This is a genomic window from Faecalibacterium tardum, assembly GCF_040096515.1.
In the GTDB taxonomy this organism is placed as follows: domain Bacteria; phylum Bacillota; class Clostridia; order Oscillospirales; family Ruminococcaceae; genus Faecalibacterium; species Faecalibacterium tardum.
On sequence record NZ_JBBMEO010000020.1, the window covers coordinates 1 to 16,807 of the forward strand.

Sequence of the window (16,807 nt, forward strand, 5' to 3'; positions counted from 1 at the left end):
GAAAGACTTCCCCCGCTCCGGGGGAAGATGTCACCGCAGGTGACAAAAAGGGGAATCTGGCGCGGGAGCGCCTGAGAGGGCGTCTCTCCCGTGAAAAAGGGGTTCTGAAAAGGCTACGCAACCGCAGCCTTTTCAGAACCCCAAAATTCAAATCATTTCTTCTTCAGCTGCTCTTCCAGCCCCTCGCGCGGGGTGATGTAGACGGTGGTGTACACCTCGTACAGCACCATGCCGGGCTTGGCACCGTTTGCTTTCCAGATGTTCTTCACCTCGGTGGTGTCCACTGCCACCTTGGCACCGGTGCCCGCCTTGTAGGCGCTGGAATGGATGACCGCCAGCTCCGCCGCTTCCTGCTTGGTGGTGTCCGGGATGTCCTCGCCCCGGCTCATGACCACAACATGGCTGCCGGGGGCTTTCTGCACATGGAACCATAAATCCTTGCCCCGGGCGGTGTGCAGGGTGAGCTTGTCGTTCTGGGCGTTGTTGCGGCCTACCAGGATCTCAAAGCCATCGCTGGAGGTATAGCGCAGAAAGTCCGCAGGCTTCTGCTTTTTGTCCCGCTGCTTGTAGTATTTCAGGTAGCCCTGATTTTTCAGCTCCATGCGGATCTCGTTCAGGGCGGCTTCGCCGGAGGCGCTTTCCACCTCGTAGAGCACCGTTTCCAGATAAGCGATTTCCTTTTCGCCCTCGGCCAGCAGGTCTACCAACATCCGGGCGGCGGTCTGCTTCTTTTTGTAGTTCTTGAAGAAGTTCTGGGCGTTCTGGCTGGGGCTAAACCGCAGATCCAGCGGGATGGTCACCTCTTTGCCCTCGTCGTACCAGTTGGGCACGGTCAGGCTCTTCATGCCCTTTTGCGCCAGATAGAGGTTGGCAGACAGCAGCTCACCGTACAGGCGCAGCTTTTCGCTTTTGCCGCTGGCAGCAAGCTCTTCCTGCCGTGCTGCCTGCTTGCGCAGGGCGCGGTCATACATATTGTGCACCGCCTTGTGCAGCTCCTTGCTCTTGGTGCGCAGCCGCTCGGCGCGGTCCTTCTCGGCGTAGTAGCCCTCCAGCATCGCGTTGAAGGACGGCCACTCCCGGATGGTGTACTGCTCGCCGTACTGCTGCGGACGGAAGAAGGTATACTCCACCGGCTTGCCGTCCGGCGCGGTGACGCTGCAGGGACAGCCGCCCTGCGCGTGCAGCTCCTTCAGCTCGTCGATTGCTGCCATCAGGCTGCGCTTCTGGGCATCGGTCAGCTCGTTGGCGGGCAGATGTTCCCCGTCAAAGGCGCGCCATGCGGCTTCGCGGCAGACCACCGGCCCTACACCGGCTACCGTCTTGTTCAGAGCATCCGCCACCGGCAGCTCCCGCTGACAGGCCGCTGCCACGATGGATGCGCTGCTCACCAGCAGAAAATCCGGGCGGACGGGCTTGGGGGGCGTGGTGTAGGGCAAGCCCGGCAGCAGCTGCCGGACGTCGCTGTCCTCAAAATCCACCCGCTTGAGGGCGTCGATAATTTTGCCGCTCTGCACCAGCACAAGGTTGGAGTAGCGCCCCATCAGCTCCGCGCACAGGGTATTGCGCACAAGGTCGCCCATCTCGTTGGTGCACTGAAAATCAAAGTAGACGATGCGGTCGCCCGGTTCCATGTGCACATCCAACAGTCTGCCGCCGGTCAGGTGCTTGCGGATGAGCATACAGAAGGAGGGCGGCGTCTCGGGGTTTTCAAAGGTCTCCTCGGTCAGGCACACCCGGGCAGAGCCGCTGCGGGCAGACAGCAACAGGGCATAGGTATCGGTGCGGGTGCGCAGGGTGATGACCAGCTCATCCCGGGTAGGTTCAAAAATTTTTGCGATCTTGGCATCGGTCAGGGTGGCTTTCAGCTCCGCTGCCGTCAGTGCCAGTGTCGCGGCATCCAGTGCCATAGTGTTTACCTCGTTTTATCTATAATCCTCTCAGTCGCCTGCGGCGTTGCCAGTTTTTCGGTTTATGCTGAAAGACCTCCCCCTTTCGGGGGAGGTGGCATTGCGCAGCAATGACGGAGAGGGTTCTCTTTTTTATAAATAAGTATACGGGTCGCGGTTCTCGGTGCTCACCAGCACCTCTACCTCCGGCAGGGCGGCGCGCAGGGCAGCCGCCACAGCGGCAGTTACCGGGAACTCGGTGGCGTAATGCCCCGCCGCAATGAGGGAAAGTCCCAGCCGCTTGGCGTCCAGTGCATGGTGGTGGTTGGCTTCGCCGGTCAGCAGACAGTCCGCGCCCTCGGCGATGGCTTCGGCAAACAGACTGCCGCCCGCGCCGCTGATGACCGCCAGCCGGCGCACCGGCTTTCCGGTGTTGGCAAACTTCACCTGTACTGCCGTGCCGCTGTCCGGTGCGTTGCACAGGGCTGCCAGCTTATGCTGCGCCAGTGCGGCCAGCTCCGGTACGGTGATGGGGTCGATGTCCCCCACCCGGCCGCAGCCGTCCGCAAAGGCGGTGCGCTGCCGGATGCCGAAAATATCCGCCAGCACATCGTTCACTCCGCCCTCGGCGACATCCAGATTGGTGTGCATACAAATGGCGGAAATGCCCGCCTGCACCAGCTGATAGGGCACATCGGCGGGGCACAGCCGCTTGAGCGGGTCAAAGATGACCGGGTGGTGCGCCACGATGACCGTGCACTGCTTTGCCGCAGCTTCTGCCACCACCTCCGGGGTGATGTCCAGCGTCACCAGCACCCGGCGCACCTCGCCGCCGCAGTCCACCAGCAGGCCGGGGTTATCCCAGTGCTCTGCCAGTTCCGGCGGGGCAAGCCGCTGCATTACTTCGTATACCTGCTGTACCGTGGTCATTTCAGTTTCCCTCTTTCAGAATGGCATCCATCTCTGCGGCAAGCGGACTGCCGTCCGGCACGCCCAGCCGCATCCGGGGCAGCTTTGCCCGCTGCCATGCGGCGTAGCCCGCGCCCTCCGGCCAGCGGCCGGTGTCCCCCAGCAGACACTGGGTAAAGGTGGGCTCTGTCACCTCGCCGGTGTACTCTGCCGCCATCACCGCATACCAGCGGCCTGCGGCCTGCACCGGGCGGTCGGCCACAAGGGCAAAGCCATGCTGCCACAGCCAGCGGCGCAGCTCGCTGTGCCGGGTGGCGGGCACCATGACAAGGCGCGGCCCGCCCACAGCGGACACCCACGGCGCTTTTTCGATGATCTCCCAAGTAGTCTGTGCTGACACGCCCGCCAGCACGATGCTGCCCACCTCCCCGGCAGACAACACAGAAAGACCGTCGCCGAGCCGAAGCTCAGCGCGGTCCAGACAACCTGCATTTTCCAGCGTCTGTTTTGCCTTGGTCAGCGGGCCGGGGCGCAGGTCTGCCCCGATGACCTTCGGGTATCTGCCCGAAGCCGCCAGCACCGCCGTCAGCTTGCCGTGGTCGCAGCCGATGTCCGCCACCGGCTGTCCCGGGCGCACCAGCTCTGCCGCTGCGGTCAGACGCGCATCCAGTGTGGGCAGCACTCAGGCCTTCTTGGCTGCCAGATGGGTGTTCAGCTTCTCCAGCAGCTCGTCGCAGTTCACGCCGTGCACTTCGCAGGCTTCCTCGATGGTCTCCCCGCGGGAAGCCGGGCAGCCCAGGCAGTGCATCCCGATCTCCATAAAGTAGGGTGCGGTGGTCTGGTCCATATCCAGAATGTCGCCGATGATGGTATCGCGGGTCACCTGCTTGGGTGCGGTGTGTGCCTCTTTTTTGAGCATATTGAAAATATCAAACATGATAGCTTTTCCTTTCTGTTTTGGGTGAGATACAGTATAACCTACTGTTCCTCTATACTATACCCCAAACCGGGGCAGTTTTGCAAGAGCCTTGGGGAAATCCGCTTACTCCTCCACCTGATAGTCCTTTTCCAGCGAGAAGCCGCGCCCGCTCACCTCGGTAACATGGCTCACGATCATAAAACAGGTGGGGTCGATGGTATGCGCCAGCTTTTCCAGCCTTGGCAGCTGCCGGTTGGAGACCACGCTCAGCAGCACCGACTCCGGCTCCCGCAGATAGCCGCCCTCGCCGTGCAGGATGGTCACGCCGCGGTCCAGCTGTGCAAAAATAGCGGCGCAGATCTCATCGGACTTGGCACTGATGATCTTTACCTCGGTGCGGGTGGTGCCCAGCATGAGCACCTTGTCCAGCACGACCGTGTAGATGATCGCCATCACCACGCCGTACAGGGACTGCCGCACCGGGCTGAACGCCGCCTGCGCCGCCAGAATGATAAAGTCGAAGGTCATCATGGTGCTGGACACCGGCAGGTGGAACCACTTGTTCAGCACCAGCGGGGGGATATCCATACCGCCGGTGGAAGCACCGGCGCGGATGGTGATGCCCAGCGAGATGCCGATGCCAAAGCCCGCGAATACGGTGTTCAGCACCAGATCATCGGTCAGTACAAGATTGCCCAATAAGTGCTCCCACAGCGCCATAAAAAAGGGGCTGAGCACCGTGCTTGCCATGGTGTTCAGGGCAAAGCGGCGTCCAAGCACCCACCAGCCCAGCAGCAGCATGACCACGTTGACCACGAACAGTACTGCGGACACCGGCAGTCCGGTGACCTTGTTGAAAGCCAGTGCGATACCGGTAGCACCGCCGGTGATGAGGCCGGAGGGCATCAGAAATAATACCACAGTCAGCGCATACATCGCATTGCCCACTACGATGGACAGTGCATTGAAGAGCTGCTGCTGCTTGCGTGTTAATTGCGTCATCTTCATCTTCCTTTGTTTATAGTTGAAGTATCTTCTACTATGATAACGAAAATATCCGCATTTATCAAGCCTTCGGCGATAAATGCGGATATCGGGATCAATTTTAAGGGGTCAAAGGGCAGCTTCCGGCTGGGCTTCGTCCTCTTCCATCAGCCGCAGACCGGCGGTATCGGTCACCGGCAGCGAGAACACGATAGCGCCCGCCTTGGGGTTTGCCCCCTCCATGATGGCTTTCATGATGGTGTTTTTCTGGCTGGTGCGGCTGACGATGAGCACCAGCTCCTTTTCGTTCACCAGTTCCACGCCCAGAAAGGCGGCTGCACCCTCCATGCCGGTGCCCTTTGCATGGATCACCGTGCCGCCGCCTGCACCGGCGGTGCGGGCAGCATCCATAATGGAGCCGGTGTAGCCCTGATTTGCCACCACCAGCAGCAGTTCATAGCGGGTATCCTTCAAGGTGCTCTCCTCCTTCCATGTAAGGGGCTGGTGCTCGGTGAGGAACATCAGCGCCCGTTTGCCGCCAATGCTGCTCAGCGGCACAATGAACGCAATGCCGGTGCCCGGCACATCGATCTGCATTTTGCGGCGCAGATCCTTCTGGATCTTCTGCCAGCTCTCTGCCGTTACCACGGCCAGCAGCACCGCTTTTTCGGTCTTTTCCAGCCCAAGGGTGGAAAGGGTCTCCTGCACCGCCGTGCCGGAACCTACGGTGCGCATACTTACCGTTACGCCGTGGCTTTTGTACAGCTGCAAAAAGCCATCGGTAGAGCGGCGGTCGGTGATGGTGATCATCAAAAACAAACTGCTCACGTTCTGCCTCCTTTACAGCTCGATAATGGCGTCATCCGGCAGGTCTGCAAACACGGTGGCAAGCACCGCAGCGGGCTGCGCCGTCCGTGCCTTGCGGGTGCGCAGCTGCGCCACCAGACCCATCATCTGCACGGTGATCAGCGGAGTCATGGCGACCATCGCCACCACGCCGAAAGCATCGGTGACGATATTGCCGCCCACCGCCACGCAGGCACCCTGCGCCAGCGGCAGCAGGAAGGTGGCGGTCATGGGGCCGGAAGCCACGCCGCCCGCGTCAAACGCAATGGCGGTAAACAGCTTGGGCACCACAAAGGAGATGCTGATGGCGAATGCATAACCCGGCACAAGGAACCACAGGATGGAGATGCCGGTCAGCACCCGCACCATGGCAAGACCCACCGAGATGGACACGCCTGCGGAAAGCGCCAGACCCATAGCCCGCGCCGAAATGGCGCCGTCGGTCACCTCTTCCACCTGCTTGTTCAGCACATAGACCGCAGGCTCGGCCTTGACGATGAAGTAGCCGATGAGCATCCCGATGGGAATGATCACCCAGCGCATCCCGCCGCCTGTCAGCACCTGACCCAGATAGTTACCGGCGGGCATAAAGCCCACGTTTGCGCCGGTCAGAAAGAGCACAAGGCCGATATAGGTATACACAAGGCCCACGCCGATGCGCCCCAGTGTGCGGCGGTCCAGCCGCAGGGCGATGAGCTGAAATGCTCCGAACATCAGCACGATGGGCAGCAGCGAGCGGGCGATCTCAGCCAGATAGGTGGGCAGACCCTCCCGGAACAGCTGCCACAGCTCCACCGAGTCTGCCACCTCCGGCAGAACGGGCGGGATGTAGGTGCTGTCCGCTGCGCGGAACGCGATGCCCAGCGTCAGCACTGCCAGAATAGGGCCGATGGAGCACATGGCCACCAGACCAAAGCTGTCGTCTGCCGCATGGCGGTCGCTGCGGATAGCAGAAACACCCACGCCCAGCGCCATGATAAAGGGCACGGTCATGGGGCCGGTGGTCACGCCGCCGGAGTCAAACGCCACGGCAAGGAACTCCTTGGGCACAAAGGCCGCCAGCAGAAAGATGAGCCCATAGAACAGCACCAGCAGCTTTGGCAGCGCAACGCCGATGAGCATACGCAGAAAGGCAAAGACCAGAAACAGGCCCACGCCCGCCGCCACCGAGAGGATCAGCGTGCCGCTGGGGATGGAGGGCACCTGATCTGCCAGCACCTGCAAGTCCGGCTCGGAGATGGTGATAAGGAAACCCAGCAAAAAGCCGAGCACGAGGATGAGGGGCAGCTTGCGGCTGCGGGTGATGACTGCACCCACCCGCTCGCCCATGGGGGTCATGCTCATCTCTGCACCCAGAGTAAAGAACATGATGCCCACCACGATCATGGCAGCGCCCAGCAAAAAGCACAGCAGGATGCTGGGCGATACCGGTGCTACCGTAAAGCAGAGCACCAGCACAATGGCCACAATGGGCAGCACCGCCTGCAGCGCCTCCAAAAGCTTTTCCCGCAGTTTTGGGAGCGATCGTCTGAGAATGATGTCCACCGCCTTTCGTCTGTATCCTGTTTGTACACTTTTGTACAAGATATATTTATAGTATACAGATTCAGAGGAATGCCGTCAATCCGCAGAAGGAAAAAGCTTGAGCAAGTTCCATAAATTGTAAAAATATGCTACTCACCTTTATGTCCTTCCCCATGAAAAGGGAATACCGGAGCGTCCGCAGATGCTCCGGTATTCCGAACTTATAAATAATTTTTCCGCTGAATATGGCCAAAGCGCACGCGGCGGCCATTCAAAATCGTCCCGCTTTACGCCTTTTTCGGCTTCAGCCAGCCGTCCACGGCGGCTACCAGCGCCTTGCCCCGGCGGCCCAGCAGACGGGGCAGCAGCACCCGCGCCATGGCCCATACGCCCGCAAAGTTGTACAGGATGACCGCCAGCGTGATCAGCCCCGTCCACAGCCCGTACAGCGGCGGCTCTGCCAGCAGTACAAAGGCTTCAAACACCAGCACTGCCGCATTCACCAGCACCCGCGCGGGATGGACGTGCATCCCGATCATGCGGCGGGCGTCCACCGCACGCAGGGTGAACACCAGCGCAAGGCCAAGGAAGGACGCATAGGTCGCGCCCACAGGCCCCCACAGCTTGATGAAAAAGTAGTTCATGATGCAGTTGCTGATAGCACCCGCCATCATGGTGAGCATGCTGCGCTGCGACTTTTTGGTCACAACGTAGACGCTGTTCATAAACTGGTTGAAGCAGCTGCAGGTGGAAGCCAGCACGAGGAACGGCACAAAGTGCCATGCGTAGTAATAGTTGGACTTCATGACGTGCATCACCGGGCGGCACAGCCAGATAATGCCCGCTGCGCAGCAGAACAGCACGCTGGAATAGGTGCGGAAGATCTGGGTAAAGAACCGCGCACGCCCTTCCTCCTCGGTGACGGCGGAAAGCTGCCACGCATCGTAGAAGATCAGACCCAGCGTGGTCAGGATGGTGGGCAGGAAGTAGCCGGTGGAAAGCAGGCCGCTCCATGCGTTGCCGGTACGCCCGTCCAGCCCCTCGCACATCTCGCGCACAAAGAACAGGTCGGACGCATTGATGATCCAGAAACTGATCTGCGCCGGGATCATGGGCAGCGAGAAGTTGAGCATCTGCCGCCACAGCTTTTTGTTGACGCCCTTCAGCTCCACATAGTTCCACAGCTTGCCGGTGAACAGCAAAAACAGCACGCTGGTCAGGTCGCCGCTGATGATGGCCAGCAGGTAGCCGTTGGCGCCCCACTTGAAGCCCACCAGATACAGCACATAGAACGCCATGGTCGCCACGGTGCACAGCACGCCGTCCACTGCCACAAGCTTATTCCACTGGCGGCTGCGCACGAACTGGGTGCACAGGGTGCGCAGGCAGCTCATGAGCACATAAATGTAGATCAGCAGGCCGTACTGCGCCATATCCGGCAAAAACTGGGTGACCGGCCAGCACAACACCAAAATGCCAAAGCCGCCCAGAATGGTCAGCAGGCCGTTGGTGAACACCTGTTTTTCGCTGTTGCCCTTGTCCAGACCAAAGCGGATGATGGCGTTGGACATTCCCATAGACACAAAGGGGATGAGCAGATTGGCGTACTGGCTCAAAATCTTGGACAGACCCAGATCCGAGATCTCCGCCATGGCGTAGGTCAGAAAGGGTTGTACGATCAAAGTGAGCAGCTTGGACGAAAAGCTGGAGATTGCAAAGATCAGGGTATTGCCGGCAAGTTTGGAATATTTATCACCGGTCTTTTTTTCGTTTTCCAAGGGAATTTCCCTCCGTTTTTACGATAGATTATTTTTTCAGCAGCTCCCGCCGGGCCTTCCAGTCCGGCAGCAGCTTTTCCACTTCTGCCCAGAATGCCGGGCTGTGGTTCAACTGCAAAAAGTGGCAGTACTCGTGTACTACCACATAGATCTGCGCCGCCGGGGGCTGGTTATACAGCTGCAAGGCAAAGGTGATCTGCCGCTTAGCCGGGCAGCACACACCCCAGCAGCTTGTCATGCTGCGCACCTTCAGAACGGGCTTCTGCCCGCCCAGCACCCCGGCAAAGGCCGGGTAGACCTTATCGCTCATGGCGGTAAAGTAGGCCAGTGCCGTGGCCTTGTCCGGCAGGTCGGCGTTGTCCCTGTTCCGCTTGGTGATGTTCTTCACCCGGGTATCCCGGATCCACTGGGCGTTTTGCAGCACAAAACGGTCAACCTGTTCCAGACTGGCCGTCAAAGGGATGCTTACCATCACGGTGCCGTTGCTGCGCACCCGCAGATGCAGCTGCTTTACCTTTTTGCGCACCAGCTCGTACTGGATGCCCTCCACGCTGCGCAGCTGGGTGCACGGCTTTGCCGGCATCTCAGGCCTTGCTCCGCATCAGGCGGCCAAGGGGCAGCTGCGCCAGCACCACGGCGGCAAACAGCAGCACGCAGCCGAAAGATTCCCGGATAGAAAGGTTCTGGTGCAGCAGCAGCCAGCCGCCCAAGGCGCTGAATACGCTTTCCAGACACATGATCAGGCTGGCAACGGCGGGGTTCAGGTCCCGCTGACCCAGAATCTGCAGGGTGTAGGCCACGCCGCTGGACATGATGCCGCAGTACAGGATTGGCCCGGCGAAGGTGACAAACTCTGCCATGGCAGGCTGCTCGAACAGCAGCGCCGCCACGGTGCTTTCCACCGACACCACAAAAAACTCCACAAGGCTCAGGCGCACGCCGTCCATCTGCGGGGAGAAATGATCCACCGCCATGATCTGGAAGCTGAACAGCACCGCGCACAAAAGCAGCAGCCAATCGCTGCTCTGGATGCTGCCAAAGCCGTCCTTCATACACAGCAGATACAGCCCTACCACGGCAATGGCCATGCTCACCCACAGCTGTGCGCTGCCCTTGCGGCCCAGAAACAGGCCGAACACCGGCACCAGCACCACATACATGGCGGTCAGAAAGCCCGCCTTTGCGGTAGATGGGTCCAGCGTGATGCCCAGCTGCTGCGCCGCGCTGGCTAAAAACAGCAGCGTGCCGCACATAAGCCCGGCTTTCAGCAGCAGCTTGCGCTCTGCCGCCGTTTTGGGCTTGCCGTCCGGCCTGCCCTGCCGGTGGTGCAAGGCGTCAAACGCCTTAACCGTGGGCAGCAGCACCAGTACCGCCATCCAGCTGCGCCCCGCCAGAAAGGAGAACGCGCCCATGCCGGAACCGGCGCTCTGCGCCACAAAGGCTGTGCCCCAGATCAGGGCACACAGCATCAGCAGCATTGAATTTCTCGTCTGGTTCGTCATCCGGCAATGCCCTCCACCTTCATCAGGCCGTACAGGTAGTACCGGCTGGAATCATACGAGATGGTCACGCGGTACTGCGCCGCCGGGTCCAGCCCGGAAATGGTGCAGCGGTAGTCGGTGCCATCGGTCTTGAAGTAGTAGGTGCTGTCCGGCACATACTCTGCGCCGCCGTCCACCTTTTTCCACAGTGCCACCTTGAACTTCTGGGTGCCCTCGGCGGTGCCGCAGGCCATAATGTTCACACTGCCGCCCGGCACGGTAAAGTAGCCGGTATTACGGCTCCATATCCCGTTGAATACCGCATACAGGCAGCCGTCTGCGGTGGCGGTGGCATACTTTGCCGAGGCATCCGCAATGCCCTGAATGATCAGCGGGTCGGTGGTAGCTTCCGCCCAGCGGGTGGTGTCCTCCTCCTGCACTTCTTCGGAGTGGCCTGTCACCTTCTGCGCCACCTTTTTCAGGGTCTCCTTGCAGCCGGTCAGGCTAAGCACCATCACCGCCGCCAGCAGCAGTGCCAAAAGCTGTTTTTTCATCTTCATAGCTTTCCTCATAGAAACAAAGAAACTTTTCTTTTTCGTGTGTCTCTGCCAACGGGCAGATACAAGTTAAGTATACCGCATTTTGCCGCTCTGCACAAGATACCTGTCTTTATTTTGTGCGGTTTGTCGCCTGTTTCTGCACAAATTTTCACCCATTCAGCGCCCGCAGCGCCGCGCACTCGGCCTCGGCCAGCGCGGGAGCCTCCGGCCCGAACAAACTGCCGTAGCGGTACAGTGCCCAGCCGCCCGCCGCCTGCTGCCGTAAGTCCTTTACCTGCGCCGCCAGCGCGCTGCCGGTGCTCCAGCCAGACACGCTGTCCGGGTTCGCGCCGCCATCCCCGGTGCCCACCCGGTACGCACCCAGCCCGAAGTACAGCGCCACATCTCCCGCCCGAGGGTAGGCAAGCCACGCCGGGACGATGTTTTCAAAGGCAAAGCGGGTGCTGCCGGAGTGCAGGGTAAAGCCGTAGCCCCAGTACACCTGCGGGCAGAGGTAGTCGATGACCTTTTCCTCCCCGCCCGCCGCCAGCCACGCGGTCACATCGCTGTACTGCTGGTCAAGGTCGTTGTCCGGGTTGCCCTGCGGGCTGATGCCGAACCGCAGGGTGGGGTCTGCCGCCTTTACAGTGCGATACACTTTCGCCACCAGCGCGGTAACGTTCTGCCGCCGCCACGCGGCAAGGTCGGCTGCGCCGCTTGCCGCAAACTGCACCGCGTCCACGGCGGCGTCGGTGGTGGGGTAAAAATAATCGTCAAAGTGGATGCCGTCCACCGGGTAGTTCTGCAAAAGCTCCGCCACCCCCTGCACCACATAGTCTGCGGCGGCAGGCACGGCGGGGTTCAGGTACAGCCCCTCCCCGGCGGTGCACAGCCAGTCCGGGTGGGTGTTTGCCAGATTATTCTCTGCCAGATTCGGCGGCATCGCCGCCGAGGAGCGCAGACGGTAGGGGTTGACCCACGCTTCCACCCCGATGCCCCGGCGGTGCGCCTCGGTCAGAAAGACATCCAGCGGGTCAAAGCCGGGGTCCTTGCCCTGCACCCCGGTGCACAGATGGCTCCACGGGAACAGGCTGCTGCAGTACAGCGCATCCCCAAAGGGGCGCACCTGCGCCAGCACGGTGTTCAGCCCCAGCCCTGCGCAATTGTCCAGCAGCTGCGCCGCCCCGGCACGGAAGGTGTCCTCGGTGGAGAAATCCAGCAGCGCCCAGTCCAGATAGCTCACCCACACCGCCCGCCACTCCCCGGCGGGCAGGGCGGGGTTGGGTGCCGGGGGCGTATCCTGCCCGGAGGCAGCAGTGTGGTCTGCATCGCTTTTCTGCCGCAGGTACCACCCCGCCGCAGCACAGGCGGCAACGCCCGCCCCGGCCAGAAAGGCTCTGCGCCCAAAGCGGCGTTTCGCCTTGGTTTTAGACGTCCTGCGGCGCTGGGTCACAGGGTCTCCTCCTGCATCTTATACAGGGTAAGTCCCGCCCAGCCCCGGGCACAGGTCAGCAGCACGAACAGGATATTCGTCCAGAAGGCAAGGCCGCTCATGCCCGCGTACTTGGTCAGCATCCAGAACACCAGCCGCAGCACCTCGGCGGCGCTCACCAGCTGCAACTGCCGCTGGATGGGTCTGCCGCGCTCATACTCCGTTGCCAGCAAAGCAGGCCACACCAGCGCCGAGCAGATATCCCCCGCCCAGCCGCTGGCACCCAGCTTGCTGAGCATCAGCACCACGAACACGCCGGTGTAGTTGCGCTTTTCCCTTGCCGGTGCGCCCTTTTGTGCCGCCAGAAACAGCACTGCGATGCCGGTAAGGCAGAACACGATCATTTCCAGCCCGGAAAAATCCATCCCGCCCAGCACGGCAAAGCCGCCCAGCATGGACACTGCCGCTGCAGCCAGCAAAAAGAAATACCATGTCTTGCGTGTAAATTTAAGCTTCATGAAGCCCTCCCCCGGGCGTTTGCGCCCGGCTTGCAGAAAAATTTAAAAAAGAATTATAAATATTATAGCACAAACCCCCGCAGGTTGTGTTACAATAAGGAAAACTCTTTTGGGGAGGGTCTTTCCATGAACGCTGTCGTTTCCGTCTGTCTTTTAGCCTGTGCGCTGGGCATCATCGTGTATCTGCTCTCCCGGCGGGAGACAACCCGCCGCAGCCAGTACGGCCCCGCCGGCCTGTCCGAGTTCCGCACCGGCCTTGCGCTGGACGAGTGCTTTGACCGTCTGGACTCCTGCAGCGACACCGACCTCTTTGCCTACGAGTGCCGCCGGGAGAACGACGGCAGCTTTCTGCTACACCTGACGCTGCACCAGCCCAGCCAGCAGCCGCTGGACACTTTGTACACCCTGCGGCTGGACCCCGGCCGCCAGACCGTGGTGACTTTGATCTTTATCCGGGAGGCCTTTGGCTACAAAGAGCCGCTGTTCCCGCCCGCCATGCTGGACGAATTTATGCTGCAAAAGCTGGATGCTCACCGCACCAAATGATTTTTGCGGAAAATGCTTTCCTTTTTGCGCAGTTTTTGTTATACTAGTGCGTGTTGCAGCAATGCAGCACCCCTGCGGGCCAGTAGCTCAGCTGGTCAGAGCTGGCGGCTCATAACCGCTTGGTCGCGGGTTCAAGTCCTGCCTGGCCCATACGAAAAAAAGACACCCTTCCGGGTGTCTTTTTTGTATTTCAGGCGCTTTTATTCCCCATCCTCTGCGGGCAGCTGGTTCCACAGGCGGTAGTAGACGCCCTGCTTTTCCAGCAGCTGGGCGTGGGTGCCCTCTTCCACGATGCCCTCCTCGCCCAGCACAAGGATGCGGTCGTAGTCCTTGATAGTGGTCAGGCGGTGGGCGATGGTCAGGGTGGTGCGGCCGTGCGCCAGCTTTTCAAGGCTCTGTCCCACAAGGATCTCGCTCTCGTTGTCCAGCGCACTGGTGGCCTCGTCCAGGATCAGGATGGGCGGGTTCTTCAAAAACACCCGGGCAATGGCGATGCGCTGCTTCTGTCCGCCGGACAGCTTGACGCCGCGCTCGCCCACATAGGTGTCGTAGCCATCCTTCAACGCAAGGATAAACTTTTCCGCGCCCGCCAGACGGGCGGCGGCTTCGATCTCCTGCCGGGTAGCGCCGGGCTTGCCATAGGCGATGTTCTGCGCCACCGTGCCGCTGAACAGGTACACGTCCTGCTGCACGATGCCGATATCCTGCCGCAGGCTCTTCAGGGTGACCCGGCGGATATCCTGCCCGTCAATGAGGATGCGGCCGCTGGTCACCTCGTAAAAGCGGGGGATCAGGTTGCACAGGGTAGTTTTACCGCCGCCGGAGGCACCCACCAGCGCCAGACGCTCTCCGGCGCGGATGTCCAAGCTGACGTCGTGCAGCACCTTGTTGTGGTCGTCCGGGTACTCAAAGCACACCTTCTCGAACCGGATCTCGCCGGGGCCGGGCTGCAATGGCACTGCGTCCGGTGCGTCCTTGATGGCAACCGGGGTGTCCATGATCTCGGCAAAGCGCTCGATGCCGGTCATGCCGCGCTGGAACTGCTCGGCAAACTCCACGATGCGCCGGATGGTGGCGATAAGGGTGGTGACGTAGAGCATATAGGCCACCAGATCGCCGGCGGTAATTTTACCGTACACCAGCGACAGGCCGCCCGCCAGAATGACCACCAGATACATCAACCCGTCAAACAGACGGGTGGAGGTGTTGAACGCACCCATGGCGTAGTAGCCAAGGGTCTTGATCTGCTCAAAGGCGCGGTTGCCCCTGGCAAATTTTTCCCGCTCCTCGTCCTCGGCGGCAAAGGCCTTGACCACGCCCTGTCCCAGCAGGCTGTCCTCGATGGTGGAGTTCAGCTCACCGATCTGGACGCGCTGCTGGCGGAAGCGTGCCCGCAGACGGCCGTTCAGGTACACCGACACCACGCCCATCAGCGGCACACAGGCAAACACTGCCAAGGTCAGCGGGATGCTTGCGCGGCACAGGATGACAAAGGACGCCACGATCTTGATGCCCGCGATGAAAAACTCCTCCGGGCAGTGGTGGGCGAACTCAGTCACGTCAAACAAATCGTTGGTGATGCGCCCCATGATGGTGCCCACCTTGGTGTTGTTGTAGTAGGTGTGATCCAGCTGCAACAGGTGGTCAAAGGCATCCCGGCGCATATCCGTTTCGATATGCACGCCCATGATATGGCCGATGCTGGACATATAGTAGCTGGCTGCGCCGTCGATGATGCGCAGCACAAAGTAGAGCGCCGCCAGCTTCAGCACGATGCCCGCCGTCAGGGTGATGCCCACCCCCATGGCGGAGTTTGTGATGGTGCTCATGATCTTGGGCAGCACGATATCGCACAGGGTCGTCAGCGCTGCACAGAACAGATCAAGGCACAGCACCATCTTATAGTTTGCCAGATACGGCAGAAAACGCCGGATCAGCGCACCGCTGCTTGCGTGGTGCGCCCCGGGGTCGTTGGTTTTGGTTTTCGGTTTTTTAGACATGATACCTCCGTTGTAAACCCTCTCCGTCTTTGCTTCGCAAATCCACCTCTCCCGAAAGGGAGAGGTTTTACGCAGCTGCCGGTCAGCCCGCATAAGCTCCCCCTTTCGGGGGAGCTGGCGAGCGAAGCGAGACTGAGAGGGTTCGTTTTTTACTTTTTACTGTAATCCCGCTCACCGTAGATGGCGGTACCGATGCGCACAAGGGTAGCGCCCTCCCGGATGGCGTTCTCAAAATCGCCGCTCATGCCCATGGAAAGGGTCTGCATCTCCACGTTGCGGTAGCCGCGCTCCCCTGCCCGGACGAACAGCTGATACACCTGCGCCAGATACCGGCGGTTCTGGGCATCGTCATCGTTTACGGGTGGAATCGCCATCAGACCCTTGACCCTGATATGCTCCTGTGCGGCGGCGGTGTCCAGCAGCGGCCAGAGCAGTTCCGGCGCGGCGCCGGTCTTGCTCTCTTCCCCGCCGATGTTCACTTCCAGCAAAATGTCCTGCACGATGCCGGCCTTGGCGGCTTCCTTCTCGATGGCCAGCAGCAGATGCTCACTGTCCACGCTCTGGATCAGGCTTGCCCGCCCCAGCACCTTTTTGATCTTATTGGTCTGCAAGTGGCCGATAAAATGGCTGGGCTTGCCGCAGTAAGCCCCGGCATCGTAGTTTGCGCACAGCTCCTGCACATGGTTTTCGCCAAACAAGTCAATAGGCAGGGCGGCACTGGCGGCAATGGTCTGCGCCGTGCGGGTCTTGCAGGCGGCGCACAGCTGCACCGCCGCCGGGTCGCGCCCGGCTTCCCGGGCGGCGGCGGCCATCTTTTCCCGGATCTCGGCCACAGCCTGCCGCATCTGTTCCAAATTCTTTTCTGCCATCTCGCTCAGTCCTCCTCGGTATAGCGGGCGCGTTCGCCGCCGATCAGCTTCGGACGGGTGTAGGCACACAGAATGTTTGCTTCGCCGATCTTATTAAGGCTCAGCCGCACCGGCACTGCCACCCGCTTCAGATGCATCCCGATCAGGGTGCCGCCGATATCCATGCCCGCGTTGGCGCGGATCTCTTCCACAGCCACCGGGTCTTTGAAGTTCTTCCAGCAGGTAGTGGCCCAGCTGCCGCCCGCATGGGGACGGGGCACGACGCACACTTCCTCCCAGCCGTATTTTTCTGCGGCTTCCCGCTCAAGGATGATGGCACGGTTCAGGTGCTCGCAGCACTGGGCTGCCAGCCAGATGCCTTTTTCCGCCAGCACCGGCGCAGCGCCCGCGTACAGCGCCCGGGCAGCTTCTATGCTGGAATCCTTGCCGATGTGACCGCCCACCATCTCACTGGAAGAGCAGCCCACCACGAGCACATCTCCCTTTTTCAGCTTTGCCGCAGCCACCAGCTCGGTCATGGCCTGCCGCGCTTCGGTCTCGATCTGTTTTGCAAATGCTTCGGTCATACAAAAACAC

17 protein-coding genes and 1 tRNA gene are annotated in these 16,807 nt (G+C 60.7%); 2 read left to right on the top strand and 16 right to left on the bottom strand.

The annotated features are described in order from the left end of the window. Positions 1-152 precede the first annotated feature (152 nt). From WMO44_RS10690 to WMO44_RS10750, 13 genes are all read right to left on the bottom strand, one after another. Positions 153-1,907 (bottom strand): Rqc2 family fibronectin-binding protein, encoded by a 1,755-nt coding sequence (locus tag WMO44_RS10690; RefSeq protein WP_349152577.1) that lies wholly within the window; start codon positions 1,905-1,907, stop codon positions 153-155. Positions 1,908-2,039: 132 nt separating this feature from the next. After that, a complete protein-coding gene (locus tag WMO44_RS10695) occupies positions 2,040-2,816 on the bottom strand; it encodes a Nif3-like dinuclear metal center hexameric protein (RefSeq protein ID WP_349152578.1) in 777 nt (258 codons plus the stop codon). A 1-nt stretch (position 2,817) separates the two neighbouring features. Then, positions 2,818-3,477, bottom strand: a complete 660-nt coding sequence (locus tag WMO44_RS10700; RefSeq protein ID WP_097779108.1) for a class I SAM-dependent methyltransferase — start codon at positions 3,475-3,477, stop codon at positions 2,818-2,820. Next, positions 3,478-3,732 (bottom strand): DUF1858 domain-containing protein, encoded by a 255-nt coding sequence (locus tag WMO44_RS10705; protein WP_005921897.1) that lies wholly within the window; start codon positions 3,730-3,732, stop codon positions 3,478-3,480. A 105-nt stretch (positions 3,733-3,837) separates the two neighbouring features. Then, positions 3,838-4,716, bottom strand: coding sequence for a YitT family protein (locus tag WMO44_RS10710; RefSeq protein ID WP_349152579.1), 879 nt, complete (start codon positions 4,714-4,716; stop codon positions 3,838-3,840). 111 nt (positions 4,717-4,827) lie between these two features. Then, positions 4,828-5,508 (bottom strand): P-II family nitrogen regulator, encoded by a 681-nt coding sequence (locus WMO44_RS10715; protein WP_154252122.1) that lies wholly within the window; start codon positions 5,506-5,508, stop codon positions 4,828-4,830. 30 nt (positions 5,509-5,538) lie between these two features. Beyond that, the gene (locus tag WMO44_RS10720) at positions 5,539-7,089 is read right to left on the bottom strand and encodes a DUF1538 domain-containing protein (RefSeq protein ID WP_349152580.1); all 1,551 of its coding nucleotides are present in this window, start codon (positions 7,087-7,089) and stop codon (positions 5,539-5,541) included. Positions 7,090-7,355: 266 nt separating this feature from the next. Then, positions 7,356-8,846 carry a lipopolysaccharide biosynthesis protein gene (locus tag WMO44_RS10725; RefSeq protein ID WP_349152581.1) on the bottom strand — a complete coding sequence of 497 codons (1,491 nt, stop codon included), beginning with the start codon at positions 8,844-8,846 and terminating at the stop codon, positions 7,356-7,358. Positions 8,847-8,874: 28 nt separating this feature from the next. Beyond that, a complete protein-coding gene (locus WMO44_RS10730; RefSeq protein WP_349152582.1) occupies positions 8,875-9,429 on the bottom strand; it encodes a M48 family metallopeptidase in 555 nt (184 codons plus the stop codon). Position 9,430: 1 nt separating this feature from the next. Beyond that, complete coding sequence (locus tag WMO44_RS10735) at positions 9,431-10,348, bottom strand: DMT family transporter (RefSeq protein ID WP_349152583.1); 918 nt, start codon at positions 10,346-10,348, stop codon at positions 9,431-9,433. Beyond that, positions 10,345-10,887, bottom strand: coding sequence for a hypothetical protein (locus tag WMO44_RS10740; protein WP_243111027.1), 543 nt, complete (start codon positions 10,885-10,887; stop codon positions 10,345-10,347). The genes WMO44_RS10735 and WMO44_RS10740 overlap by 4 nt, the downstream gene beginning before the upstream one ends. Positions 10,888-11,035: 148 nt before the next feature. Then, positions 11,036-12,319: a glycoside hydrolase family 10-like protein gene (locus tag WMO44_RS10745; RefSeq protein ID WP_349152584.1), complete on the bottom strand. Its 1,284-nt coding sequence runs from the start codon at positions 12,317-12,319 to the stop codon at positions 11,036-11,038. After that, positions 12,316-12,816 (bottom strand): conjugal transfer protein TraD, encoded by a 501-nt coding sequence (locus WMO44_RS10750; RefSeq protein ID WP_349152585.1) that lies wholly within the window; start codon positions 12,814-12,816, stop codon positions 12,316-12,318. Before WMO44_RS10750 ends, WMO44_RS10745 begins: the two co-directional genes overlap by 4 nt. A 126-nt stretch (positions 12,817-12,942) precedes the next feature. On the opposite strand from WMO44_RS10750, the gene WMO44_RS10755 reads away from it, so the two are divergent. After that, positions 12,943-13,362, top strand: a complete 420-nt coding sequence (locus WMO44_RS10755) for a hypothetical protein (RefSeq protein WP_349152586.1) — start codon at positions 12,943-12,945, stop codon at positions 13,360-13,362. Positions 13,363-13,438: 76 nt separating this feature from the next. After that, a tRNA-Ile gene (locus tag WMO44_RS10760) sits at positions 13,439-13,512 on the top strand. A gap of 50 nt (positions 13,513-13,562) precedes the next feature. Here the strand turns inward: WMO44_RS10760 and WMO44_RS10765 are convergent. The 3 genes from WMO44_RS10765 to WMO44_RS10775 form a co-directional block, all read right to left on the bottom strand. After that, on the bottom strand, positions 13,563-15,362 hold the full coding sequence (locus WMO44_RS10765; RefSeq protein WP_349152587.1) for an ABC transporter ATP-binding protein: 1,800 nt from the start codon (positions 15,360-15,362) through the stop codon (positions 13,563-13,565). A gap of 149 nt (positions 15,363-15,511) precedes the next feature. Continuing rightward, the gene (locus WMO44_RS10770) at positions 15,512-16,231 is read right to left on the bottom strand and encodes a YggS family pyridoxal phosphate-dependent enzyme (protein WP_349152588.1); all 720 of its coding nucleotides are present in this window, start codon (positions 16,229-16,231) and stop codon (positions 15,512-15,514) included. Between the two features lie 5 nt (positions 16,232-16,236). After that, the gene (locus WMO44_RS10775) at positions 16,237-16,797 is read right to left on the bottom strand and encodes a TIGR01440 family protein (RefSeq protein ID WP_349152589.1); all 561 of its coding nucleotides are present in this window, start codon (positions 16,795-16,797) and stop codon (positions 16,237-16,239) included. Positions 16,798-16,807 lie beyond the last annotated feature (10 nt).

What these genes read in the sequence shown, in the direction of transcription:
- WMO44_RS10690 (WP_349152577.1), bottom strand. Translation starts at nt 1,907, where the DNA reads ATGGCACTGGATGCCGCGACACTGGCACTGACGGCAGCGGAGCTGAAA.
- WMO44_RS10695 (WP_349152578.1), bottom strand. Translation starts at nt 2,816, where the DNA reads ATGACCACGGTACAGCAGGTATACGAAGTAATGCAGCGGCTTGCCCCG.
- WMO44_RS10705 (WP_005921897.1), bottom strand. Translation starts at nt 3,732, where the DNA reads ATGTTTGATATTTTCAATATGCTCAAAAAAGAGGCACACACCGCACCC.
- WMO44_RS10710 (WP_349152579.1), bottom strand. Translation starts at nt 4,716, where the DNA reads ATGACGCAATTAACACGCAAGCAGCAGCAGCTCTTCAATGCACTGTCC.
- WMO44_RS10715 (WP_154252122.1), bottom strand. Translation starts at nt 5,508, where the DNA reads ATGATCACCATCACCGACCGCCGCTCTACCGATGGCTTTTTGCAGCTG.
- WMO44_RS10730 (WP_349152582.1), bottom strand. Translation starts at nt 9,429, where the DNA reads ATGCCGGCAAAGCCGTGCACCCAGCTGCGCAGCGTGGAGGGCATCCAG.
- WMO44_RS10735 (WP_349152583.1), bottom strand. Translation starts at nt 10,348, where the DNA reads ATGACGAACCAGACGAGAAATTCAATGCTGCTGATGCTGTGTGCCCTG.
- WMO44_RS10740 (WP_243111027.1), bottom strand. Translation starts at nt 10,887, where the DNA reads ATGAAGATGAAAAAACAGCTTTTGGCACTGCTGCTGGCGGCGGTGATG.
- WMO44_RS10750 (WP_349152585.1), bottom strand. Translation starts at nt 12,816, where the DNA reads ATGAAGCTTAAATTTACACGCAAGACATGGTATTTCTTTTTGCTGGCT.
- WMO44_RS10755 (WP_349152586.1), top strand. Translation starts at nt 12,943, where the DNA reads ATGAACGCTGTCGTTTCCGTCTGTCTTTTAGCCTGTGCGCTGGGCATC.
- WMO44_RS10765 (WP_349152587.1), bottom strand. Translation starts at nt 15,362, where the DNA reads ATGTCTAAAAAACCGAAAACCAAAACCAACGACCCCGGGGCGCACCAC.
- WMO44_RS10770 (WP_349152588.1), bottom strand. Translation starts at nt 16,231, where the DNA reads ATGGCAGAAAAGAATTTGGAACAGATGCGGCAGGCTGTGGCCGAGATC.
- WMO44_RS10775 (WP_349152589.1), bottom strand. Translation starts at nt 16,797, where the DNA reads ATGACCGAAGCATTTGCAAAACAGATCGAGACCGAAGCGCGGCAGGCC.